A 25,205-nucleotide genomic window follows, 5' to 3' on the forward strand; every position below is an offset into this window, starting at 1 on the left:
TTTTTTATTTTATAAAACAGATATAGCCCAATCTATAAATGTCAAGATAAAATAGATTAGGATTGTCATTCACTATTTTCTTTTTAAGATTTTTATTAAAAACCTTAAAAAGAAAAGAAACTATAGAGGTTAGTTTTAATTTTTTTATAAGTATATAATATTTTAAAAGGGAGTTTACTTTATCTATACCTTCTTTATTTGCCAAATGTTTTTTTCTATTTTGAATACTATTCAAACATTTTTCAAAAAAAATAGCATTTGTCTCTAAACCTTTGTGAATGATAGTATTGTCGATGTGTATAATGGGTTTCTTTTGACTAAATAATTGGTATCCAAAATAATTATCCATGCCATATAAGTTTTCTTCTAAATTAAAATTACATTCAAAAAAAACGCTTTTATGAATAAGCATATTTCCAGAAAACACATAAGAATATGGGTTTTTATTACGAATAGAGGCAGCTTTTTCTTCTCTTTCAATACCATATTTATAACGCAAAACAGTAGATACATCATACTTATTTTTTACATATTCATAACCTCCAAATATAGTTTCATTATGTGTAGCACTTAGGTTAATGTAAGTTTCTAAAAAAGTAGCATTGCTCGGGAAAACATCAGCATCTAAAAATAACAGTAACTCATTTTTTGATTTTTTAGCAAGTATGTTTCTATTGAATGTCCTTCCAAGATTTTTTTTGTTTACTTCAAATAGGCAGTTTCCTAATGTGTTAATTAAGGTGTTTTCTTCTAAAAAGGTAGTGCTATTGTCATCTTGAACAATTATTTCGTAACTAATGGCTAATCTTTCAGCTTGATTTTTTAATTCTAATACCAAGGGATAAACATTGTAATTATATGTAGGAATTAAAATGGAAAGCATAGTTTTTTATTTACTGAAAATTGCTAAATTTGTTTAATAACAAAGGTTTATGAAAAGAAAAGATTTTGCTGAAATAATATTTGCAAATATATTTAAAAATAAAGATTTTTTACAGAAACAATATATTAATTCCAAAAGCGAAATTGGGTATTTTTTTCTTGATGCATTATTACCGGATGAAATAGTAACGCAATTATATAACGATTTTCCTAAGGTAGAGGAGATGGTTTTAAAGAAGAGCATAAGAGAAAACAAATATATTGGTGTTCAGATGGATAAGTATGCATCAGTCCTTGAAGAAGTATTATATGCATTTCAGGACGAAAAAGTTGTAGATATAATTAGCGAAATTGTTGGTTTAAAAGAGATATATCCAGACGATAAACTATACGCTGGAGGAATTTCATTAATGCGAAAAAATCAATTTTTAAATCCACATTTAGACAACTCTCATAATAAAGAAAGAGAAAGATGGCGGGTATTTAATTTATTGTATTATGTTTCTCCTAATTGGGAATTTGAAAACGGTGGTAACTTAGAACTTTGGCCAAACGGATTAGAAAAAAAACCTATCACAATTGAAAGTAAATGCAATCGTTTAGTCGTTATGGCTACTCATAATAACTCACTCCATTCGGTATCACCAATTGTAAAAGAGGTAGAAAGAAAATGTATTTCTAATTATTACTTCTCTGATACTCCATTAAAAGAAGATGATTTTTTTCATGTCACTTCGTTTAGAGGTAGACCAGAAAATAAGATAATTGATATTTTACTACAAGCAGATAGTTTTTTAAGAATGAATATTAGAAAAATTTTCAAAAAAGGAATTAAAGAAAACCCTCACTATTATAAAAAAGAATAATTTTACACTGTTCTTTGCACCACTTCAAAAACCTGACCTCCTTCAAATTTTAATGTTTTTGCTGGAAATTTTAACAATAAAGCATAGTCATGTGTAGCCATAATAATGGTTTTTCCAGTACTATTAATTTTTCGGAGTACATCCATTACTTCTACACTAGTTTGTGGATCTAAGTTCCCCGTTGGTTCATCGGCTAAAATTAATTCAGGATTATTTAATAAAGCTCTCGCAATAGCAATTCTTTGTTGTTCTCCACCTGAAAGTTGATGTGGCATTTTTGATTGGTAATTTTTCATACCAACCTTATCTAAAACTTCATTTATTTTTACATTCATTTCTTCAGCAATCGTCCATCCTGTTGCTTTTAAAACAAATAATAGATTTTCTTTTACATTACGATCTGGAAGTAATTTAAAATCTTGAAAAACCACTCCTAGTTTTCTTCTTAAGTATGGAATGTCTTTTTCTTTTAAATCACCTAAATTATAATCTACGATGCTTCCTTCTCCCATTGTTAAAGGTAAATCGGCATAAAGTGTTTTTAAAAAACTACTTTTTCCCGAACCTGTTTTCCCTATTAAATAGATAAATTCACCATTTTTGACTTCTAAATTAACATTGGTTAAAACCGGATTTTTTTCTTGAAAAATAGAGATATCTTTTAATGAAAGAATACTTTGTGACATAGTTAAGAGTATTTAAAAATGTAAATGTAATAACTTAGTTACCGCTATCAAAATTTATCGTCAATTAAGTGAAAAAATAGGGTTTCCAACAAAAATTTGTTTATAAATTATTTACAATAATATGTTAATGTCTTTCGTTAATACTTTTAGATAATAGTATCTTTGAAGTCTATGAAAAAAACCATCGAAATGATAAAAATCTTAAAAATTTCTTTATTTCTATTTTTTGTGATACCAAATGTTTGGGCACAACAATCTGCTATTTACACTCATGATTTAAAAGAGTATAATCGAGCCGTAGCTTTATACAAAGACAAACAATACCAGTCGGCTCAAATTTTATTTGATAAAATAAAAAATACAATTCCTAACGAGGAAATTAAAGCCGATTGTGCTTATTATATTGCTAATTGTGCGATACGTTTAAATCAAATGGGTGCTGATGACTTAATTGAAAAATTTGTTGAAGATTATCCTACAAGTACAAAGCAAAATCAAGCTTATATAGAAGTTGCACATTACTATTTTGACCAAGGAAGCTACTCAAAATCTTTAGAATGGTTTGATAAAGTAGACGAAAGTTCAATGTCTTATGAAGATCAGGAAAAATATAATTTTCAAAAAGGATATGTGTATTTTACAGTAAAAAACACTTCGGAGGCTTCTAAGTATTTCAATAAAGTAATTAATTCCAAAACTTATGGCAGTCAGGCAAAGTACTATTTAGGGTATATGTCTTATGAAACCGACGATTATGAAAATGCCAATCAATATTTTGATCAAGTACAAGACAAAGACAAGTACAAGGAAAAAATGGGCTATTTTCAAGCCGATATGAATTTTAAATTAGGTAAGTTTCAAAAAGCAATAGAATTAGGTTTAGAACAATTGCCAAAATCAAATGCCATTGAGAAAAGTGAATTATCTAAAATAATTGGAGAAAGTTACTTTAATTTAAAACAATATGATAAAGCGCTTCCATATTTACTTGAATATAGAGGAAAACGAGGTAAATGGAACAACACCGATTACTATCAATTAGGTTATGCTTATTATCAGCAAAAAGATTATGAAAATGCAATTGCTCAATTTAATAAAATCATTAATGGGAACGATTTTGTTGCTCAAAATGCGTATTACCATTTGGCTGAAAGTTATTTAAAAACAAATAAAAAACAACAAGCTTTAAATGCCTTTAAAACAGCTTCAGAAATGGATTTTGATCTTAAAATTCAAGAAGATGCTTTTTTAAATTATGCCAAATTAAGTTATGAAATTGGTAATCCGTATCAGTCTGTTCCTGAAGTACTCAATGCTTATTTAAGTAAATATCCAGATACGCCTAATAAACAAGAGATTAATAATCTACTAATTAGTTCTTATATCACTTCTAAAAATTATAAAGAAGCATTAAGTTTATTAGAAAAGAACAAAACCCCTGAAAACAGATTAGCCTATCAAAAAGTGTTATTCTACAGAGGTCTAGAATTGTATACAGATAGTAATTACCAACAAGCGTTTGATTTATTCAAAAAATCAATTTCAGAAAATAAAGATGCCAAATTTACTGCTCGCGCTACTTTTTGGAAAGCTGAAACCGAATACAATTTGGAACAATACAATGAAGCGATGTTAAGCTTCAAACAATTTATAAATAATAATCAAGCAATATCTACTCCAGAAATTACGAATGTAAATTATAATTTGGCGTATGCTTATTTCAAACTAAAAGAATATGAAAATGCCATAAATCATTTTACCAATTTCATTGAAGAGGTTAAAAATGATAACGTTAGAAAATCGGACGCTTATTTGAGATTAGGAGATTGTAACTTTATTTCTGGAAAATATTGGCCTGCAATGGAAGCTTATAATAAAGCTATTGAAATGAAAAGTGTGAATGCCGATTATGCTGCTTTTCAAAAAGGAATTAGTTATGGATTTGTTGGTAAAAATGATAAAAAAATAGACGATTTAGAGAAATTTGTAAAATCGTATCCTAATTCGCAATATGCTGACGATGCGTTATATGAACTAGGAAATACGTATGTAAATATTGAAAATGAATCTAAAGCTATCGCAACTTACGATAAATTAATTGCGAATTATAAATCAAGCTCATATGTAGCTAAATCTATTTTAAAACAAGGATTAATTTATTATAATAACAACAAAAGTGAGCCTGCTTTAGTAAAATTCAAAAAAGTGGCAGCCGAGTTTCCAAATTCTCCAGAATCGTTGCAAGCAGTTTCAACTGCTCGTTTAATTTATATTGATAACGGTAGGGTAGATGAGTATTCACAATGGGTAAAAACATTAAGTTTTGTTGAGGTTTCAGATGCTGATTTAGATAATGCAACGTATGAATCTGCTGAAAAACAATATTTAACCAATAATGTGAAGCAGGCAATTTCTGGTTTTAGTAATTATGTAGCTAAATTTCCAAATGGGTTACATGCACTAAAAGCAAACTTTTACTTAGCTCAGTTGTATTATGCCGATGGTTTAGAAAGTAATACCGTAAAACATTATGAATATGTAATTAATCAACCAAGGAACGAATTTACGGAACAAGCTTTAGCACGTTTATGTCAGGTACATTTAAAAGCAACTAATTATGACAAAGCAATTCCTGTTTTAAAACGATTAGAATCTGAAGCCGATTTTCCTCAAAATATTACGTATGCACAATCTAATTTGATGAAATCTTATTATGAAAAAGAAAATTATAGTCAGGCTGTTATCTATGCAGAACGTGTTTTAGCAAATGATAAAATTGATAACCGAATTAAAAGTGATGCACAAATTATTGTAGCTCGATCAGCAATCAAAACTAAAGATGAAACAAAAGCGAAGCAAGCTTATGCCGATTTGTTAAAAATTGCTAAAGGAGAACTTGCTGCTGAAGCTTTATACTATGATGCTTATTTTAAAAATAAGGAAGGTAATTTTGAAGCGTCTAATACGGTAGTACAAAAAATAGCTAAAGATTATTCTGGTTATAAATACTACGGTGCCAAAGGATTAGTAATTATGGCTAAGAATTTTTACGGTTTAAAAGATAGCTTTCAAGCGACTTATATTCTAGATAGTGTTATCAAAAACTTTACCGATTATCCAGATGTTATTGAAGAAGCTAAAACTGAATTAGCTAAAATCAAGGCAGAAGAGTCTAAAACAAATTCATCAATATCAAATTAATTCGTTTCTATTATTGTGTTCTTTTGGGTAACCAAATAAAGACAATTAAAAAATATAAAATATGAGCAAAATCAAAATATATTTTTCAACAACCCTAGCTTTATTCCTTTCCTATGCTTCCTTTTCTCAAGTAAAAGACGAAAACATAGGTTCGGAAGTGGTGAATATTGTAAAAGCCTATACACCAACTATCTCTGATGCCTTTAAGGTAAAAGAAACCCCTGTTTTGGAAGATGAAGATAACATGCAAAAAGAAGAAATTAAATATAATATCTTTTCTTTTCCAGTAGCTTCAACTTTTACACCTGCCAAAGGAAAAGCAGCCGCTGTTGATAAAACTGAAAGAGAAAAAATCTACAGAAATTATGCAACTCTAGGTTTTGGTACTTATGCTACTGCGAATGGCGAATTGTTTATTACTGAAAATTTTGGTAGAAATAGTTATGTGGGTGGAATGTTACGCCATCTATCTTCTCAAGGAGGAATAAAAGATGCCGTATTAGATGATAAATATTATAATACTAGTTTAGATGTTACTTATGGTTCTAGAGAAAGAGACATGAGTTGGAATGTAGATTTAGGTTTGAAAAATCAAATTTACAATTGGTATGGTTTGCCAATAGAGAATATTACATTTACTGATGATGCGATTAGAGCTATTGATCCACAACAATCGTATAATACAATTTCCTTGAGTGGGAAACTAAGTATGGATAAAAGCTTTTTAAACGAAGCTAGTTTACAATTTAAGCGTTTTTCTGATGCTTTTGGTTCAGGCGAAAATCGTTTTTTGGTAAAACCAAATTTTGATATTGATGTCATGGAACAAAAAATCAAAGCTAATTTTATTGTAGACTATGTAGGCGGTACTTTTGAAAAGGATTTCCAAGGCACAAACGAAATCAAATATAGTCATGTTATTTTTGGAACAAAACCAAGTATTTTATACCAACAAGATGATTTATCCGTTAATCTGGGTGTGGGTGTATTTTATACCACTGGGAAAATTAATGGGGAAAGTGACGGAAAAATTTTCGTATACCCAAATGTAAAAGCATCTTATAGAATTGTAGGTGATATTTTAGTAGGTTATGCAGGAGCAGAAGGAGGATTAAACCAAAATTCCTATGCAGAATTTGTAGATCAAAATCCGTTTGTTTCTCCTACTTTATTAGTAGGACCAACAGATAACAAATATGATATTTATGTTGGTTTGAAAGGAAAATTAGCAAATGCAGTAGCGTTTAATGTGAGAGGTACTTTTAAAAATGAAGATTACAAGCCTTTATTTGTAAGTAATGAATATGTTTTTGATAACCCAAATACAGAAGGGTATACCAATGGAAATTCTTTTGAAGTGGTTTATGATAATGTAAAAACAGCTAGTATTTTTGGAGAAATAAAAGCCGATTTTTCAAAACATGTAAGTTTTGGAATTAATGGAACCTATAATAATTATACCACAGATAACCAAGCGGAAGCATGGAATTTACCACAGTTAAATATTGGAACAACCTTAGATTTTGATATTACTGACAAATGGTACGCTGGTGCTAATATTTTCTTTGTTGGAGAAAGAAAAGATAGAGTTTCTATTCAAAGTGTGGCTGCTGTTTTTCCACCAGAATATCAACTACAAGAAGTAACTTTAGATAGTTATTTCGATTTAAATGCACATGTTGGTTATAAATACAACGATAGATTAACAGCCTTTTTAAAAGGGAATAATTTAGCGAACCAACAATACAACCGTTGGGCTAACTATCCTGTACAAGGAGTTCAAGTATTGTTAGGCGCAAATTATAAATTTGATTTTTAATTTGTAATTAAAAAATAACATAAGCACACAATTTATTTTGTGTGCTTTTTTATTGTATTAGAAGTGTGAATCTAAAAAAGCATCTGCTATAATAAGCTAAAAGTTTTATAAACAATATTTTATAAAGAATAATTTTAAACAAAGGTCAAAAATTAAGGAAATTTTGCAAAATCTTATAAAATAGAGAAGTATAATTGTGAATAATTCTTGTTAAATTTTGAAGTTAGTTTGCATTTACAAAATTTATAAATAAATTGCTGAACTAATTTAACATATAAAAAGGTTATTTATGAAACAATTTTACTTACTGCTTTTAATAGCATTATTGACTAATTTAAATTGCTTAAATGCGCAAAATTATAGTGAATCCTTTGAATCTGGGGTTATGCCTTCAAATCTTACAATATATAACTCTGATGCAGATACGCAATGGCAATACACTTCAACAGCAAGTGGCTTTGGTATAGGAAATGGTTCTATTTATTTTGATAATTATACTAGTAATGAAAATGGAAACTATGATTGGGTTGTTACACCTCTTATGAATTTTAATGAAGGGGCTATACTTAGTTTTGATGTTGCTTATGCAAGATACGATGTTGATTACTGTGATCAGCTCGTTGTTGCAGTGTCAATTGATAATAATACCAGTTACACCCAAGTGTATGATAAATCATGTTCTGACTTAGCAACTGCTCCAGATGAAACAACCACAGAATTTATTCCAACACCAACTCAGTGGAGAACTGAAACAGTTGATTTGTCTGCATACGATAATGCAAGTGATGTTAAAATTGCTTTTATTAATATTAGTGGTTATGGTCAATTACTTTACATTGATAATATTAATATTAATATAGGAACTTTGAGTAATGAAGAATTTAATAAAGAAATAAGGAGTTTGAAATTGTATCCAAATCCTTCAAGTGATAATATTACTATTTCTGGTTTAGAAGAAACTGAAAATTATATAATTTATAATGTTGTTGGTTCAAAAATAAGTAGTGGAAATATATCTAATAATCAGTTAATTAATATACAATACCTGAAAGCGGGAATATATTTTATTGAATTTGAAAATGGTGATACAGTAAAGTTTATTAAAGAGTAAGTTTCTAAAAACTAATGAAGTACTAAAATGAAAATCTGTATTTAATATATAATCTCTTTTTTAGGCTTGTATTATTTTTAATTTTAATGCTATAATTGACAATTCTTTAAAATATTCACTTTTGAAAATTATATTATTTTTATCTTGACTCTAAAACTAAAAATTTATTCTCATTACAATCAATTAATTGAAGAGAAAATAAATGTACTTCGTTCTCAAATTACCGATTTAGCAATTGATGCTCAAAATGATGCCAAAGGTTCTGCAGGAGATAAACATGAAACGGCTTTGTCGATGATGCATTTGGAACAAGAAAAATTAAACCAGAAAGTGAAAGAAGCTTTAGAGCAAAAAGCCATTTTAGATAGTATTGATATTGCCAAAAAGAATGTAGTCGTTAGTTTAGGAAGTTTGGTGTATACGCATTCACTAACATTTTTTATCAGTCAAGCACTACCAAAAATAAAAATTCAAGAGAAAGAAATAATTGCACTATCTCCACAATCTCCTTTAGGAAGACAATTAATAGGTAAGAAAGTAAATGATGAAGTTCAATTTAATACTGCTACTTATAGAATCTTAGAAATAGAATAAATTTGAAACCACTCCTAGGAGTGGTTTTTTTATAAATTGTAACTTACTGCAATAAAAAACACCTTTTTGACTTCTTTTTTGTAATTATATTACTATTTTAAGTTTTAAATTATAACTAATAATTTATTTATAGTTTATATTTTATAGTTAATATATCAAATTTGCTTCATCAATGAAATAATAATCACGTTTAAGATTACACTTTTAAACGTATCAACTTTATAAAATAGAAATAAAATGTGCGGAATTGTATGTGCTTTCGATTTAAAACAAAAAGCTGAGGTATTAAGACCTCAAGTTTTAGAAATGTCAAAAATTATTCGTCATAGAGGTCCAGATTGGAGTGGAATATATAGTAATGATAAAGCTATTTTAGCGCATGAGCGTTTGGCTATTGTTGATCCAGCTTCTGGAAAGCAACCTTTATTTACAAAAGATAAAAGTTTAGTTTTAGCGGCTAACGGTGAAATCTACAATCACAGAGAATTACGCAAGCAATTTGAAGGTAAATATGAATTCTTAACAGAAAGCGATTGTGAAGTAATTTTAGCTTTATACAAAGAAAAAGGAGTGCATTTTGTAGATGAAATGAATGGGATTTTTGGGTTTGCTATCTATGACGTGGAAAAAGATGAGTATTTCATTGCTCGTGATCACATGGGAATTATTCCTTTATATATTGGTTGGGACCAAAACGGAACATTTTATGTAGCTTCTGAATTAAAAGCTTTAGAAGGATATTGTACTAAAATTGAATTATTTCCTCCAGGACATTATATGTCAAGTAAAGACGGAGAATTTGTAAAATGGTACCATAGAGAATGGACAGAATATGAAGCTGTAAAAGAGAATGCAACGAGTATTGAGGCTATAAAAACAGCCTTAGAAGCTGCAGTAAAAAGACAATTAATGAGTGATGTACCTTATGGAGTTCTGCTTTCAGGAGGTTTAGATTCTTCCATTACTTCTGCTATTGCTAAAAAGTATGCTCAAAAAAGGATTGAATCAGAAGATAAAGCAGATGCATGGTATCCACAATTGCATTCTTTTGCGGTGGGTTTAGAGGGTTCACCTGATTTAAAAGCGGCTCAAAAAGTAGCGGATCATTTAGGTACCATTCATCATGAAATTAAATTTACGATTCAAGAAGGTTTAGATGCCATTCGCGATGTAATCTATAATATTGAAACCTATGATGTAACTACCATTAGAGCTTCAACTCCAATGTATTTAATGGCACGTGTGATTAAATCAATGGGAATTAAAATGGTTTTATCGGGTGAAGGTTCTGACGAATTGTTTGGTGGTTATTTGTATTTTCATAAAGCACCTAATGCAAGAGAATTTCATGAAGAAACCGTTCGTAAATTGAGTAAATTACATATGTATGACTGTTTACGAGCTAACAAAAGTTTAGCAGCATGGGGAATTGAAGGACGTGTTCCATTTTTAGATAAAGAATTTATGGATGTAGCCATGCGAATTAATCCACAAGATAAAATGATTAATGGAGAACGTATGGAAAAATGGGTGTTGAGAAAAGCATTTGAAGACATGCTACCAGAAAGTGTAGCTTGGAGACAAAAAGAACAGTTTAGTGATGGAGTTGGATATAGTTGGATTGATACTTTAAAAGAGTTGGTTGCCAAAGAAATTACAGATGAACAATTGGCAAATGCGAAATATAAGTTCCCTATTCAAACACCAACTTCAAAAGAGGAGTATTATTATCGTTCCATATTTGCAGAGCATTTTCCTAGTGATGCAGCGGCTTTAAGTGTGCCACAAGAGGCTAGTGTAGCTTGTAGTACCAAAATTGCTTTAGAATGGGATGAAGCTTTTAAAAACTTAAATGATCCTTCAGGCAGAGCAGTTGCTAATGTACATGACGATGCCTATGTGAAATTGGTTAAAGTTTAAAAATCAGAGTATTAAATATAGAGTTCATTTTTAAGTGTTCCCAAAAGCATCGAAAAATGATGGAGTTAAGAATTAAGATGTGATTTAAATATCTTGGTTATGGTTTGTTTTTAAAACGTCAACGGTACTCGTTGACGTTTTTTTGTTTTTTTTAGCTTAAAACCATCTTAAAATTGAAATTTTCAACATTTGTTAATAACTTCTAGGGAAAAACAAATGATTGTGACTTAAATTTTTTTGAATATGGTTATATTTGTCTGTTAAACATAATGAGTTTTAAGAATTAAAATATGAGTGAAGAAAATAAGAAAACCAATTATTCAGCAGACAGTATTCAGGCTTTAGAAGGAATGGAGCACGTAAGGATGCGTCCTTCCATGTATATTGGAGATACTGGTGTTAGAGGATTGCATCATTTAGTTTATGAAGTAGTTGATAACTCAATTGATGAAGCTTTAGCTGGATATTGTGATACAATATCTGTAACGATTAATGAAGATAATTCCATATCAGTAGAAGATAACGGTCGTGGTATTCCTGTTGACATCCATAAAAAAGAAGGGATTTCTGCTTTAGAAGTAGTAATGACTAAGATAGGTGCAGGTGGAAAATTTGATAAAGACTCTTATAAAGTATCTGGAGGACTTCACGGTGTTGGGGTTTCCTGTGTGAATGCCTTATCTGATCATTTAAAAGCAACCGTTTTTAGAGAAGGAAAAACTTGGGAACAAGAATATGAAAGAGGAAAATCATTATATCCTGTTAAACAAATTGGTACTACAGAAAAAAGAGGTACAATGGTTACTTTTAAACCAGATGGTACTATTTTTACTCAAACATTAGAATATTCTTATGATACATTAGCAGCTCGTATGCGTGAATTGTCTTTCTTAAATAAAGGAATTTCAATTACCCTTACCGACAAAAGAAATGTAGATAAAGACGGTAACTTTATTTCTGAAGTATTTCATTCTAAAGAAGGGTTAAAAGAATTTGTTAAATTCTTAGATGGTAATCGTGTGCCCATTATTGGTCATGTTATTTCAATGGAAAATGAAAAAGGAGAAATTCCAGTTGAAGTTGCCTTAATTTACAATGATAGTTATTCTGAAAATATATTTTCATATGTAAATAATATTAATACTCATGAAGGAGGAACACATTTACAAGGGTTCCGAATGGGGTTAACAAGAACATTAAAAAAATATGCTGATTCTTCTGGACTATTAGATAAATTAAAGTTTGAAATTTCTGGTGATGATTTCCGTGAAGGATTAACTGCAATTATATCTGTTAAAGTAGCAGAGCCTCAATTTGAAGGGCAAACCAAAACTAAATTAGGTAACAGAGAAGTAGTTTCACCGGTTTCGCAAGCTGTAGCTGAAATGTTAGAAAATTATTTGGAAGAAAATCCTAATGATGCTAAGATAATTGTACAGAAAGTAATTTTAGCCGCTCAAGCGCGTCATGCTGCTAAAAAAGCTAGAGAAATGGTACAACGTAAAACCGTTATGGGCGGTGGAGGATTACCAGGTAAATTATCCGATTGTTCTGAACAAGACCCAGCAAAATGTGAAATTTTCCTTGTCGAGGGAGATTCGGCTGGAGGAACAGCTAAACAAGGTAGAGATAGGATGTTTCAAGCTATTTTACCATTGAGAGGTAAAATTCTTAATGTTGAAAAAGCAATGCAACATAAGGTTTTTGAAAATGAAGAAATTAGAAATATTTTTACCGCTTTAGGAGTTACTGTAGGTACAGAAGAAGATAGCAAAGCATTAAACCTTACAAAATTGCGCTATCATAAAGTAGTAATCATGTGTGATGCCGACGTGGATGGTTCTCACATTTCTACTCTGATTTTAACGTTCTTCTTTAGATTTATGAAAGAATTAATTGAAGGAGGACACGTTTATATCGCAGCGCCACCTTTATATTTAGTTAAAAAAGGAAATAAAAAAGAGTACGCTTGGAATGATGATCAACGAGATAGAATAGCACAACAAATGGGTGGAGGTGTTAATATACAACGTTATAAAGGTCTTGGAGAGATGAACGCGGAACAATTATGGGATACCACTTTAAATCCTGACTTCAGAACATTACGTCAGGTAACCATAGATAGTTTATCTGAAGCGGATAGAATTTTCTCTATGTTGATGGGTGATGAGGTGCCACCACGTAGAGAATTCATCGAAAAGAATGCCGTTTATGCCAAAATTGATGTATAAATGAAGCACCCTTTTGTTTTTTTAATTACAATACTATTTTGTTCGAAAATAAAAGCACAAAACTCTAATGATATAGAGAAAATAGGGTATCTGTTAACAGATGCCCTTTTCTATTCAGAAAAGTATATTATTCCTATGACTGATGCTGCAGTTTATCAGGCTTCTTCTGGTTGGGTATTATCTCCTAAAAAGAAAGAAAAATGGGAGGTTACTTTAGGTATTCATACCAATGTTTTTTTTGTTCCTAATAAAGATCGTGATTTCCAAATCAAAAATTCTGATTTTCAATTTTTCGAAATTGAAGGAGCATCAACAGCAACAGTCCCCACTGCATTAGGAAATAATGATCCCCATTTTCTAATCGGTGAAATAGGAGGAGAGACCGTACGATTTAAAACACCAGAAGGAGTCAATCAGGAGACTATTATATACCCTTATTTTCAAGCAAGTGTAGAGCTCCCTTATGGTTTTGAATTTATAGGTAGGTATTCTCCAAAAACTAAATTAAAAAAAGGAAATTATCAAGTATATGGAGCTGGTTTGAAATATAACCTTAGTCAACATTTTAAAAATTGGGAAATCAAGAAAATTCATTTGGCAGTTGCAGGTATCTATTCTAATGCAGATGTTAGTTTTGATTTTCTTGATGTAAATACAGCTTACGGAAATTTAGGAATTAATAGGATTAATGGTATTGTAGATACTTGGCATTTGGATCTTCTTTTTTCTAAAGAATTTAAGAATTTAGATTTAAACGGGAACTTTATCCTTAATTATAGTACTTTTAATTATTTAGTAAACGGACCTAAAGGAAGTATTGAAGAAATCATTCCTGTACAACAAATAATTAATGAATTGCTCACACGAATAGAAAAAGATAAAATAAATACTATTTTTGAAATTACAGGGATATACCATATCAACAAATTTGCATTGCAAAGTTCATTTGCTTTTGGTAAATTTGCGAATCTTAACTTTGGAGTACAATATCAATTTTAACTTATAAATAATCAAAAACAAAAAAATGAAAGTAACAATAGTTGGAGCGGGTAACGTAGGTGCGACTTGTGCAGACGTTATTTCGTACAGAGGAATTGCTAGTGAAGTAGTATTATTAGATATTAAAGAAGGTTTTGCTGAAGGTAAAGCTATGGATATTATGCAATGTGCTACTACTACCGTTTTTAATACAAAAGTTTCAGGAAGTACTAATGACTATTCTAAGACTGCGGGTAGTGATGTAGTAGTAATTACTTCTGGTATTCCAAGAAAACCAGGAATGACGCGTGAAGAATTAATCGGAATCAATGCAGGGATTGTAAAATCTGTTGCAGATAATGTTTTAACACATTCTCCAAACGCTATCATTGTAGTTGTATCAAATCCTATGGATACAATGACTTATTTAACTTTAAAAGCGACTGGATTACCTAAAAATAGAGTAATCGGTATGGGTGGAGCTTTAGATAGTTCTCGTTTTAAATATTACTTATCTCAAGCTTTACAAAAACCAGGTAACGATGTACAAGGGATGGTAATAGGTGGTCATGGAGACACAACCATGATTCCTTTAACTAGATTAGCTTCTTATAATGGTTCTCCAGTATCTAATTTCTTATCACAAGAAGAATTAGATAAAGTAGCTGCTTCTACAATGGTTGGTGGTGCCACATTAACTGGTTTATTAGGAACTTCAGCTTGGTATGCACCTGGTGCATCAGTTGCTTATTTAGTAGATAGCATTTTAAATGACCAAAAAAGAATGATTCCTTGTTCAGTTATGTTAGAAGGCGAATATGGACAAAATGATATTTGCATAGGTGTACCATGTATTATCGGAAAGAATGGTGTGGAAGAAATTGTAGATATTCAATTAAATGACGCTGAAAAAGTATTATTTGCGAAGAGTGCAGATGCAGTTAGAAATATGAATGCAGATTTAAAATCTGTATTATAAGATATTCAGAATCAAGTGTTAAAACTGTCATTTTAATTTGGCAGTTTTTTTATATGTAGTTTTCAACAGGAAATTATTAATAAAAACCAATTTTATTAAGAAATAAAATTGGTTAATCCTATTGTAAATTATATATTTGTCCGTTTTTATAAAAATATAGAATAATTAATTTTAGTAGTAATGCAGAATAAAGGACTAATTAAATTTTTCGCAATTATCTTTGCTTTGGTATGTATTTACCAATTATCTTTTACATTCGTAGCAAATGGAATTGAGAAAGATGCAAAGAGTTATGCAAGTCAGTTTCCACAAGAAATTCAAACTCAAAAAGAAGTATCTTATCTAGATTCTTTAGCAAAAAGTAAAGAAAAAGTTTTTCTTTGGAATACTTATGAAGAGGTAAGAAATAATCAAATTAACAAAGGTCTTGACCTTGAAGGAGGTCTTAACGTTATCCTTCAAATATCGGTTAAAGATATTTTATTTGGTTTAGCTAATGAAACTTCGAATAGAGACTTTTTAAAAGTTTTAGAAGAAGCTAAGAAAAACCAACAAGGGAATCAGGATTATATAGATGCATTTTTTGCAGAAGCTAATAGAGCAAAACTTCAATTATCTAACGTTGATATTTTTAGAAATAGAAATTTAGATAAAGAGATAGAGTTAAACATGACAAATGCTCAAGTAGAGCCTATCATTAAGAAAAAAGTTGCTGAATCTGTAGAAAGTGCTTTTGAAGTATTAAGAAAACGTATCGATCAATTTGGTGTAACACAACCAAACATTCAAATGTTAGGTAATTCTGGAAGAATTTTAGTAGAATTACCAGGAGCTAAAGATGTAGATCGTATTAAAAAATTATTACAAGGAACTGCTAAGTTAGAATTTTGGGAAACCTATAAAATTGATGAAGTAGCAAATTATTTAATTTCCGCTAATGAAGTTTTGAAAAAAACGGAAATAGTAAAAGAAGAAGTTAAAGAAGTTGCTAAAGATTCAACTGTTAAAGATTCAACAGCAACAGATTTAGATGCTTTATTAACTGATAATGCAGATTCTACTGCTGTTCAGGTAAATCCTTTATTTGATAAAATACAAATTACACAACAACCTGGATATTCTGTTTTAGGTTATGCTAAAGTAGCAGATACTGAAACAATTGGTAACTATTTAAGAAGAAAAGATGTTGTCCGAACTTTACCAAATGCTATTGCAAATGTAAAATTTGTTTGGGGTAAAGAAAATGAAAAAACACCTGGGATTGTAGAATTATATGCTTTAAAAAGAACAGGGAAAGACGGTAAAGCTCCTATTAGTGGAGGTGTTATTGTAGATGCTACAGATACTTTTGATCAATTAGGAAAACCTGCCGTTTCAATGCAAATGAATGGTGCTGGATCTAAAGAGTGGGAAAAATTAACAGGCAAAGTTTCTCAACAAGGAAATGCTATTGCTATTGTATTAGATAATATTGTTTATTCTGCTCCTGGGGTAAGTAAAGGAGCTATTTCAGGTGGACGTTCTGAAATTTCAGGAAGTTTTTCAGTAACTGAAACAAAAGATTTAGCTAACGTATTGAGAGCAGGTAAATTACCAGCTGCTGCTGATATTGTTCAATCTGAAGTTGTGGGACCATCTTTAGGACAAGAGGCTGTTGATAGCGGTTTCATGTCTTTCATTATTGGTTTCTCTTTAGTATTATTATGGATGGTTGTTTACTATGGTAAAGCTGGTTTCTATGCAAATCTTGCGTTATTAGTTAACATTTTATTCATTTTTGGAGCTTTAGCTAGTTTTGGTGCTGTATTAACATTACCAGGTATTGCGGGTATCGTATTAACTATTGGTATGGCTGTTGATGCGAATGTAATCATTTATGAAAGAGCTAAAGAAGAACTTGATGCTGGTAAAACTGTAGAAGAAGCGGTTAGTTATTCATACACATGGAAAGGAGCTATGTCATCTATTGTAGATGCAAACGTTACTACTTTCATAACGGCATTAATTTTATTCGTTTTAGGTACAGGACCAATTAAAGGTTTTGCAACAACTTTATTAATTGGTATTCTTACTTCTTTAATTACTGCTGTATTCATTACTAGAATATTCTTAGATTGGAGTTTATCAAGAAATGAAAATATTGCATTTTCAACATCAGTAACTAAAAATTGGTTCAAAAACTTAAACTTTGATTTCTTAGGAAAACGTAAAATTGCTTATGCAGTTTCAGGAATTCTAATTGCTTTAAGTATCTTTTCATTAGTTTCTAAAGGACTTAATTATGGTGTTGATTTTGTTGGAGGTAGAACATATCAAGTTCGTTTTGATAAATCAGTTTCTGCACCAGAAGTTACTAAAGATTTAGTAGCCGTTTTTGAAAGTGCTGAAGCTAAAATCTATGGTAATGACAAGCAATTAAAGATTACTACAAAATATAAAGTAGATGAAGAAGGTGAAGGAGTAGATGCAGAAGTAAATCAAAAATTATTTGAAGCTTTACAAAAATATTTACCATCAAATTTAACAAAAGAAAATTTTGTGAACCTTTACGAAGGAAAACAAGTGGGTATCATGTCTTCTTCTAAAGTATCGGGTACTATATCAAAAGATATTAAAACCAATTCATTATGGGCGGTTTTAGGATCTTTATTAGTAGTGTTCCTTTATTTAATGATTTCATTTAGAAAATGGCAGTTTGGACTTGGTGCTGTAATAGCAGTTGCACACGACGTAATTATTGTATTAGGGATTTTCTCTTTCTTTTATACGATATTGCCTTTCAATATGGAGATTGACCAAGCTTTCATTGCTGCAATCTTAACGGTTATTGGTTATTCATTAAATGATACTGTAATTGTATTTGACCGTGTGAGAGAGTATTTGGATTACAATTCTTCTTCTGATTTTAAAGCATTGGTAAATAAAGCCTTAAATTCAACTTTAAGTAGAACAATCAATACTTCTGCTACCACTTTGGTTGTATTAATTGCTATCTTTATTTTTGGTGGTGAAACGATTAGAGGTTTCGTATTTGCTATTTTAGTGGGTATTTTAGTGGGTACTTATTCTTCTTTATTCGTTGCTACACCAGTAATGAATGATACCATGAGTAAGAAAGAAGCTAAAAAAATGGCTGAATTTAAAAAAGAGGAATAATAATATTAGAATTATTCATTATATAAAAGGCCTGAATATTCAGGTCTTTTTTTTATATTTAAAAAAAATTAAAGATGATGAAATTGCATTACTTAATTGCTGTATTATTCATGATTATTTTTCAATCATGTGACAAAAACCGTATTTATAGAGATTTTGATTCTAATTTTGAAAAAAATCATTGGGAATCAAATGATAGTAGATCGTTTACGTTTACTTTGGAAAAAGATGAAAATGCTAATTTAGCGTTACATTTTGGTCATATTTTTGATTTTCAATTTGATGCTATACCATTACAAGTAGGTATTACTTACCCTGATGGTCATACTGAAATACTGCCTATCAATTTAAAAATAAAAAATGAAAAAGGAGAAGACATAGCAGATTGTTCTGGAGATGTTTGTGACTTATATTATAACATTAAAAATAATACTCTTTTTCAAAAAGGAACTTATCTAGTAATTATAACCAATAAATTCAATGCAGCATATTTGCCAAATGTACTGGGTGTAGGTATACAAGTTACAAAGTAAAAGTTCTATTCAATACAAACAATTTTGTTTTTTATGGCATAAAGAACTAACCCAATTCTGGTTTTTATTTCTAATTTACAAAATAAGTTTTCTCTGTAACCATCAATGGTTTTTGGGCTTAAGCACATTTCATCTGCAATTTCTTTGTATGTTTTTTCTGTGCATGCATGTTTAATAAACACAATTTCCTTGTCTTTTAATTCGTGTTTTTGATTATTATTATCCAAACGATTTACTAAAAGTCCAGAAACTAATTCTGTAAAGAAAAAACCTTTGTCAGAAACCGTTTTTAAGGCTTCTTCAAATATTTGAGGAGAAGTATCTTTTAAAAGATACCCTTTAGCACCATGTTTAATCATTTTAATAATAGTTTCTTCATCATCATTTACAGACAATGCAATCACTTTTAAATCTTCTCTATTGCTCTTAATCCACTCCATGGTTTTAAGGCCATCTAAAACAGGCATGTTAACATCCAAAAGGACTAATTCAATCTCATCTGTGTCAATTTTGTTAGCCTGTACACTATCAATAAAATCTTTGCCATTTTCATAATTATCAACTACTATAAAATCATTAAAACTATTAATTAGATATTTTAATGATTGAGAGAATAATAAATGATCATCAATTATTATTACTTTTTTCTTTGTCTTCATTTTGTTTGTTTAAGTTGTATTGTAAGAAAATTTCAGTTCCGTTTTCATTTGAATTTAGAGTCAAATTGGCGCCAATCAATTTTGCTCTAAACTTGATATTATTTAAACCTAAGCCTTTGTGATTTTGATTAGAATCAAAACCAATACCAAAGTCTTTTAAATTAATTGTGAGTAGGTCTTCATTACAATTAATGTTCATTTCTATTTTTTTACTCGAAGAATGTTTGAGACTATTATGTATAGATTCCTGAAAAATACGATATAAAATTAATTCATGTTCTATATTTATTTTAGGGAATTCGCAATTAATGTTCAATTTACAGTCTATATTTTTTAATTTTTCTATTCTTTTGAAATCATTTTCAATAGATTCAATAAAGTTAGTATTTATTAGATTATCTTTATTAATAATTCTTGATAAAATTCGTATTTCGTCTAACGATTTTGCCATAACCGTTTTAACTTCCAGAAGTTCAGCTTTGCTAACAGTTTCTTCTTTTTGAGCATACATATTTAATTGCATAATAGCAACAGAAATAATTTGACCAATATTGTCATGTAGTTCTTTGCTTATTTCCGTTAATGTTTGGTCTTTTATTTCTACTCGTGTTTTGATAAGTTCAGATTGAAAATGAATTTCAGATTCCATTTTATCAATCAAAAATTGTGTTTTTTTCTTCTGAAAAAAGAAAAATAAAACAAATAAAATGACAAGTAAAGTAAAAAATACAATACTTAACGAAATGACTAATAATTGTATTTCTTCTCTGTCCATATAAAGCCTATTATAAAACAACTATTCATTATTAAATTAAGAATGAATATGATTACCCAATATATTGATATTTTATATTCAATCAAAAACCATTCTAAAGATAGCATAAAAGGCAAAAAAGGCACGTGAAACAATAAGTTTCCTAAGATAAACCAAAAAAAGATTGACTTTTTATAATTTAAAATATTGCTAGAATTAAATAATTCGATTAAATATAATAATGAAAGTATAATGAAAAACAAAACAGCAAAAGCATATATTTCTGAAAGTATTGTTGTCCCAAACTTCTCATGATGGCATACATAACTAATTATAACACCAATGAAATAAATGCAAATCAATAAAAATGAAATTATTTTATTTTTGTATTTTTTTAAGATTTTTCCAATAATAAAAAAATATATGAAAAAAAGAATAATAATATAAATATTAAAAACATAGTAATTTAATAGACCTGTCCAATCCGTAAAATAAACACCTAAAATTTCAGTTATTGCCCCTAAAATTATTGTAAAAAGAAATAATTTTGATTTATAATTGGGTAGTTTTGACCAATTGAGTAGACCAATAACAGCCGAAATTAAGGCGAAAACAAATGGGAAATATCTTAAATTTTCTAACATTAATTCTTTTGATGATATTTTAAAAAAAAAGCAATAGAATTAAAAGCAAACACCTTTAATTCTATTGATAAAGTAATTTGATATTTTAATTTGATGGATAAATGGCTTTTGGAGGATGTCCCATTGTACCAAAATTCATCGGACTTAATTCATCTACATCTGGATTTTCTTCTTCCGTTTGCATCATAGTTGGAAGGTTTAATACGCTTCCTTTTTGAACATCTACTTTTTTACCTGTTGGTGTTAAAAAAATGGTAGTCATATTAGCCTTATGACTATACTGAGAGGTATTTGGATAGGCGCCTAAATAAAAACGAATACCATCAACATCATAACCTTTGTTCTTGCCTTCTCTCTTAATATAATAGATGTAATTTTCTAATTCTTTTATAGAATACCAAGTTGAATTTGCGTCTTCTTTATTAATGCTTTGTGATATTAATGCATGTCTAGTTCTATTGTAATTTTGATTCAATTCTTTAGCTACATCATTAGATATTAACTGTGTTGGCTCATCGTGTTTAACTTCCACTTCTGTGCAAGATTGAAACAAAAAAATCAAAAATAAACTAGTTAATAGACCATAGTTAAATTTTTTCATAATTGTTTTATTTATTTAAGTTTATGAGGCAAATGTATTTGTAATGCCAAAATCGTACAAGGGGAAAATCCCCCTTTTTTATACTATATATTTTTAGGATATCATTTCTTGTTCTCATAAAAACAATTATTTTTACAAAAAAATGTAATATGAATACTACTATTAGAGAAAAAATAAGGAATGGTTTTAACTTAGATTTGGGTAAATTAATAGAAGACTGTTTTGAAATTTATAAGAAAATATTCCTTATTGGTGGGTTGGGTTTTTTGTTGGTATCTATTTTTGGAATTTTATTTTACGGATTTTTAGTAGCCATGTTATATGGAGTTAGTGATATTGCAGAATGGGCGATGAAGATGGAAGCTATGCAACATGAAATCCGTTTTATTATAGGAAATATAATTATGACTGTGTTTTTTGCTGCCCTAATAGCGCCTTTAAATGCTGGTTTTTTAAAATTATGTTTTTTATCTAAAAGAAATCAAGAATTAAAATTAGGGGTTGTTTTTGATTATTACAAGAGTAAATATTTAAAAGATATAATTATTGGATCAGTTATTATAGCCTTAACATCTACTACCTTTATTTCGGCAATTAAAGTTTTTCCTTTTTCTAGCTTTACTATTTTTTTAAATTTAATAGGTGTTCTTATTCAAATACTCGTATCCTTATTTACCATTTTATTTATTCCTTTAGTTATTTTTGGTAATCAAAATTACACAGATGCGATACAAAACAGTATAAAATTAACAGCTAAAAAACCTTTTCATATTATCTTAGCATTAGTTATTGCAGTAATTGGAGCTTTTTTAGGGTTAATTGGTTTTTGTATAGGTGTCTTTTTTACGATGCCTCTTTATGTAGCAATGATTTTTTCAATTTATGATAATATAGTAGGAGTTGAAGAGTATAATGTATTAGATGAGATAGGTAGAAACGAAGAATAATTTTTATTAACTTTGAATAAATAAAACGTATAGCAACATGAAATGGCAAGGTAGAAGACAAAGTGATAATGTGGAAGACAGAAGGGGGATGTCTTCTGGAGGTAAAGTTATTGCAGGAGGAGGAATAATAGGTATTATTGTTCTTTTATTGCAATTATTTGGTGGTGAAACTGGGCAAAGCTTAGCTCCAGTTTTGGAACAAATGAACCAAACAAATTCACAACAAGAAACAGTTCAAAGAGAATTAACTCCTGAAGAAGATGCTTTAGGACAATTTGCAGCTACTGTGCTGGCTGATACAGAAGATATTTGGACAAAAATTTTTAATGATAATCAATTAGGTATTTATGAAAAACCTAAAATGGTTTTATTTACAGATGCCGTTCAAACGGCTTGTGGTGGTGCTACAGCTGCGTCAGGACCTTTTTATTGTCCGGCAGATAAAAAAGTGTATATGGATCTTCGTTTTTTTGAAGAATTGCGTACCCGTTTTGGAGCAAAAGGTGGTGATTTTGCAATTGCCTATGTTATAGCACATGAAGTAGGACATCATGTTCAAACTTTGTTAGGGACTTCTCAAAAAGTGCGTCAAGCACAACAAGGAAAAAGTAAAGCAGATGCCAATAAATTATCTGTTTGTTTAGAATTACAAGCCGATTTTTATGCAGGTCTTTGGGCACATTATAATAAAAAGTATTTAGAAGAAGGGGATATTGAAGAAGCATTAAGTGCTGCACATGCTGTGGGAGACGATGCTATTCAAAGTAAGATGCAAGGTCATGTTGTACCCGATTCCTTTACGCACGGAACTTCTGAACAACGAATGAAATGGTTTATGAAAGGGTATAACTCTGGTAATATTAGCCAACACAATACTTTCGAAGAAGAGTTGTAAAATAAAATCGATATTAAATAAAAACCCGAACTAGTTTATTCTAATTCGGGTTTTTGTTTTTAATTCCACAAGGTGCCGTCTAAGCCTAATATTGTACCTATCCAAAGAAAGAAAAGTAGGATAAAAACGCTAAAAAGAAATAGCATTAGATTTATAAATTTGAAAGCTGTCTTTTTTGTATTGATTAAATAAAATAGAGCACCTCCAATAGAAGTTATAAAAGGAGTAACAACTAAAGGTCTGACAAACCAAACTTTTCCCCACGTTGGGTTTGGATTAGGTACACTAAAGATTAATAGTAAAATAATTATCAAGGCTACTATTGCACCTGCAATAGCAAATTTAAACACATTAGAAATGGAGATTGTATGCATAGAATTTTCTTTTTAGTTATTATGCCAATCAATCTTTCTAGAAAAATACATTACGGCTCCTAAAATTAAGAATAATCCAATACTTCCTACCAATAAGGCATAGTTTTCTAATTGTATTATCACAAAAATAAAACTATATAAAACACTTAAAGATGCTGCAATGAACAATGGGAATTTCTTTTCTTTTAAAACAGAAATAGAGTAGAGTAGTAACATGATGATAACGGCACTCGCAGCAATACTATAGGCAATTGTAAAACTAGAGTGTTCAGTTATCGATATTAATAAAGTATAAAACATAATTAAAGCTAATCCAATCATCGTATATTGAAAAATATGAATACTTTTTTTACTAATGGTTTGTATTAGGAAAAATATTAAAAATGTTAATCCAATAACTAAGAAACCATATTTTGAAGCACGTTCGTTTTGTTGGTATTGATCAACGGTTTCAATCAATTTAACACCATAAGAATAATTGTTTAACTCTGGGATTTTAGTATCATATTGTTGTGAAAAAGGACGATTAATATGTAATATTTTCCAATCAGCATGAAAGTTTTTAGAAGTAATTTGCTTTGTAGTATCATTCGCAGCAAAACTACCTATAAAACTTGGTGAATCCCAATTAGCATTAATGCTTGTAGTAGTAGTTTTTCCAACAGGCACAAATTGAATGTTATCACTACCATTATATTTCATGTCAAAATTAAAAGTAATCATTTGATTGGGAACATATGTAAAAGTTTCCGTTTCCAATGTGCCAAAGTAGTGGTCTTCATCGGGTTTAGATTCCAAACTGAACTTCTTTTTGTTTAGGGTAATTTTTAAATCACTTTTTATGCTTTTCAAATTGGTAGTTTTGATTAGTATAGATGCTTTATCCCAAAGTACATCTTCCGCTTTAATACTTAATTTATCTAGAGCAGCATTTTCAAAATTTCCGTTGAACTGCATATTGGCTTTAAAAACAATTGGATTGTAAATTCCTCTTTTAATGTCATCTACTTTAGTAACTTCCGTTTTATTTTCTAAAGTGTTCGGAAAGAAATAAGCATATTGTATGGATGCTCTTTTTTGGATGATAGTTTCCCTACTTTTTTCGTCAACAATAGCTGTTTCAGAATAGGTTTTGTAAGGAATTTTAAGTATAGGCCCATAAAAATGAATATTTTCTCCCCATGTTTCAGTCACTTCTTGAGTCACATCATTTTTACGTTCAGAACGTTCTGTAATTAGATTTTGTACCAAATTAAGAGGAATTAATAGAAATAATGTAAGCATGCCTACCATTATCATTTTTGCGGTATTGCTTTGTAAAAATGAAGGTTTAGGAGTAACGCTAGATTTGTGTAATTCGATTGGATTTTCCATA

At 29.6% G+C, this 25,205-nt stretch carries 20 protein-coding genes; 13 read left to right on the forward strand and 7 right to left on the reverse strand.

Annotated elements, in window-relative coordinates:
* Nucleotides 1-4: 4 nt before the first annotated feature.
* Nucleotides 5-883, reverse strand: coding sequence for a glycosyltransferase (locus CX675_RS07370; protein ID WP_130734582.1), 879 nt, complete (start codon nucleotides 881-883; stop codon nucleotides 5-7).
* A 49-nt stretch (nucleotides 884-932) separates the two neighbouring features.
* Here CX675_RS07370 and CX675_RS07375 point away from each other — a divergent pair, with 49 nt between their 5' ends.
* Nucleotides 933-1,748, forward strand: coding sequence for a 2OG-Fe(II) oxygenase (locus CX675_RS07375; RefSeq protein ID WP_130734583.1), 816 nt, complete (start codon nucleotides 933-935; stop codon nucleotides 1,746-1,748).
* Between the two features lie 2 nt (nucleotides 1,749-1,750).
* Here the strand turns inward: CX675_RS07375 and CX675_RS07380 are convergent, their stop codons facing one another.
* Entirely contained in the window at nucleotides 1,751-2,434 is a 684-nt protein-coding gene (locus CX675_RS07380; RefSeq protein WP_130734584.1) for a cell division ATP-binding protein FtsE, read from the reverse strand.
* Between the two features lie 189 nt (nucleotides 2,435-2,623).
* Between CX675_RS07380 and CX675_RS07385 the strand changes: the two genes are divergently transcribed.
* The 10 genes from CX675_RS07385 (at nucleotide 2,624) to CX675_RS07430 (ending at nucleotide 18,956) form a co-directional block, all read left to right on the forward strand.
* Nucleotides 2,624-5,635 (forward strand): tetratricopeptide repeat protein, encoded by a 3,012-nt coding sequence (locus tag CX675_RS07385; protein WP_130734585.1) that lies wholly within the window; start codon nucleotides 2,624-2,626, stop codon nucleotides 5,633-5,635.
* 61 nt (nucleotides 5,636-5,696) lie between these two features.
* Nucleotides 5,697-7,454, forward strand: a complete 1,758-nt coding sequence (locus CX675_RS07390; RefSeq protein WP_130734586.1) for a TonB-dependent receptor — start codon at nucleotides 5,697-5,699, stop codon at nucleotides 7,452-7,454.
* A gap of 289 nt (nucleotides 7,455-7,743) precedes the next feature.
* Complete coding sequence (locus tag CX675_RS07395) at nucleotides 7,744-8,565, forward strand: T9SS-dependent choice-of-anchor J family protein (protein WP_130734587.1); 822 nt, start codon at nucleotides 7,744-7,746, stop codon at nucleotides 8,563-8,565.
* A gap of 144 nt (nucleotides 8,566-8,709) precedes the next feature.
* Nucleotides 8,710-9,159 (forward strand): GreA/GreB family elongation factor, encoded by a 450-nt coding sequence (locus tag CX675_RS07400; protein WP_130734588.1) that lies wholly within the window; start codon nucleotides 8,710-8,712, stop codon nucleotides 9,157-9,159.
* Nucleotides 9,160-9,396: 237 nt separating this feature from the next.
* Nucleotides 9,397-11,079, forward strand: coding sequence for an asparagine synthase B (gene asnB / locus CX675_RS07405; RefSeq protein WP_130734589.1), 1,683 nt, complete (start codon nucleotides 9,397-9,399; stop codon nucleotides 11,077-11,079).
* Nucleotides 11,080-11,369: 290 nt separating this feature from the next.
* Complete coding sequence (gene gyrB / locus CX675_RS07410; protein WP_130734590.1) at nucleotides 11,370-13,310, forward strand: DNA topoisomerase (ATP-hydrolyzing) subunit B; 1,941 nt, start codon at nucleotides 11,370-11,372, stop codon at nucleotides 13,308-13,310.
* Nucleotides 13,311-14,309, forward strand: a complete 999-nt coding sequence (locus CX675_RS07415) for a DUF6588 family protein (RefSeq protein WP_130734591.1) — start codon at nucleotides 13,311-13,313, stop codon at nucleotides 14,307-14,309. It abuts the gene before it with no gap.
* A gap of 25 nt (nucleotides 14,310-14,334) precedes the next feature.
* Nucleotides 14,335-15,267, forward strand: a complete 933-nt coding sequence (mdh, locus tag CX675_RS07420) for a malate dehydrogenase (protein WP_130734592.1) — start codon at nucleotides 14,335-14,337, stop codon at nucleotides 15,265-15,267.
* A gap of 180 nt (nucleotides 15,268-15,447) precedes the next feature.
* A complete protein-coding gene (gene secDF, locus CX675_RS07425) occupies nucleotides 15,448-18,423 on the forward strand; it encodes a protein translocase subunit SecDF (protein ID WP_130734593.1) in 2,976 nt (991 codons plus the stop codon).
* Between the two features lie 74 nt (nucleotides 18,424-18,497).
* Nucleotides 18,498-18,956: a hypothetical protein gene (locus CX675_RS07430; protein WP_130734594.1), complete on the forward strand. Its 459-nt coding sequence runs from the start codon at nucleotides 18,498-18,500 to the stop codon at nucleotides 18,954-18,956.
* Between the two features lie 5 nt (nucleotides 18,957-18,961).
* Here CX675_RS07430 and CX675_RS07435 read toward each other — a convergent pair whose 3' ends face one another.
* The 3 genes from CX675_RS07435 to CX675_RS07445 form a co-directional block, all read right to left on the reverse strand.
* Nucleotides 18,962-19,615, reverse strand: coding sequence for a response regulator transcription factor (locus CX675_RS07435; protein WP_130734595.1), 654 nt, complete (start codon nucleotides 19,613-19,615; stop codon nucleotides 18,962-18,964).
* On the reverse strand, nucleotides 19,584-20,390 hold the full coding sequence (locus tag CX675_RS07440) for a sensor histidine kinase (RefSeq protein ID WP_130734596.1): 807 nt from the start codon (nucleotides 20,388-20,390) through the stop codon (nucleotides 19,584-19,586). The genes CX675_RS07435 and CX675_RS07440 overlap by 32 nt, the downstream gene beginning before the upstream one ends.
* 708 nt (nucleotides 20,391-21,098) lie before the next feature.
* A complete protein-coding gene (locus CX675_RS07445; protein WP_240723609.1) occupies nucleotides 21,099-21,614 on the reverse strand; it encodes a hypothetical protein in 516 nt (171 codons plus the stop codon).
* Nucleotides 21,615-21,763: 149 nt separating this feature from the next.
* Here CX675_RS07445 and CX675_RS07450 point away from each other — a divergent pair, with 149 nt between their 5' ends.
* Both CX675_RS07450 and CX675_RS07455 read left to right on the forward strand, forming a co-directional pair.
* Nucleotides 21,764-22,561, forward strand: coding sequence for a hypothetical protein (locus CX675_RS07450; RefSeq protein ID WP_130734597.1), 798 nt, complete (start codon nucleotides 21,764-21,766; stop codon nucleotides 22,559-22,561).
* Between the two features lie 37 nt (nucleotides 22,562-22,598).
* Nucleotides 22,599-23,456 (forward strand): neutral zinc metallopeptidase, encoded by an 858-nt coding sequence (locus tag CX675_RS07455; RefSeq protein WP_130734598.1) that lies wholly within the window; start codon nucleotides 22,599-22,601, stop codon nucleotides 23,454-23,456.
* 59 nt (nucleotides 23,457-23,515) lie between these two features.
* On the opposite strand, the gene CX675_RS07460 is transcribed toward CX675_RS07455, so the two are convergent.
* Both CX675_RS07460 and creD read right to left on the reverse strand, forming a co-directional pair.
* Nucleotides 23,516-23,830, reverse strand: a complete 315-nt coding sequence (locus tag CX675_RS07460; protein ID WP_130734599.1) for a hypothetical protein — start codon at nucleotides 23,828-23,830, stop codon at nucleotides 23,516-23,518.
* Nucleotides 23,831-23,842: 12 nt separating this feature from the next.
* The gene (gene creD / locus CX675_RS07465; RefSeq protein WP_130734600.1) at nucleotides 23,843-25,204 is read right to left on the reverse strand and encodes a cell envelope integrity protein CreD; all 1,362 of its coding nucleotides are present in this window, start codon (nucleotides 25,202-25,204) and stop codon (nucleotides 23,843-23,845) included.
* Between the last annotated feature and the right edge of the window lies 1 nt (nucleotide 25,205).

The organism is Flavobacterium sp. J27 (genome assembly GCF_004303025.1).
Taxonomy (GTDB): Bacteria; Bacteroidota; Bacteroidia; order Flavobacteriales; family Flavobacteriaceae; genus Flavobacterium.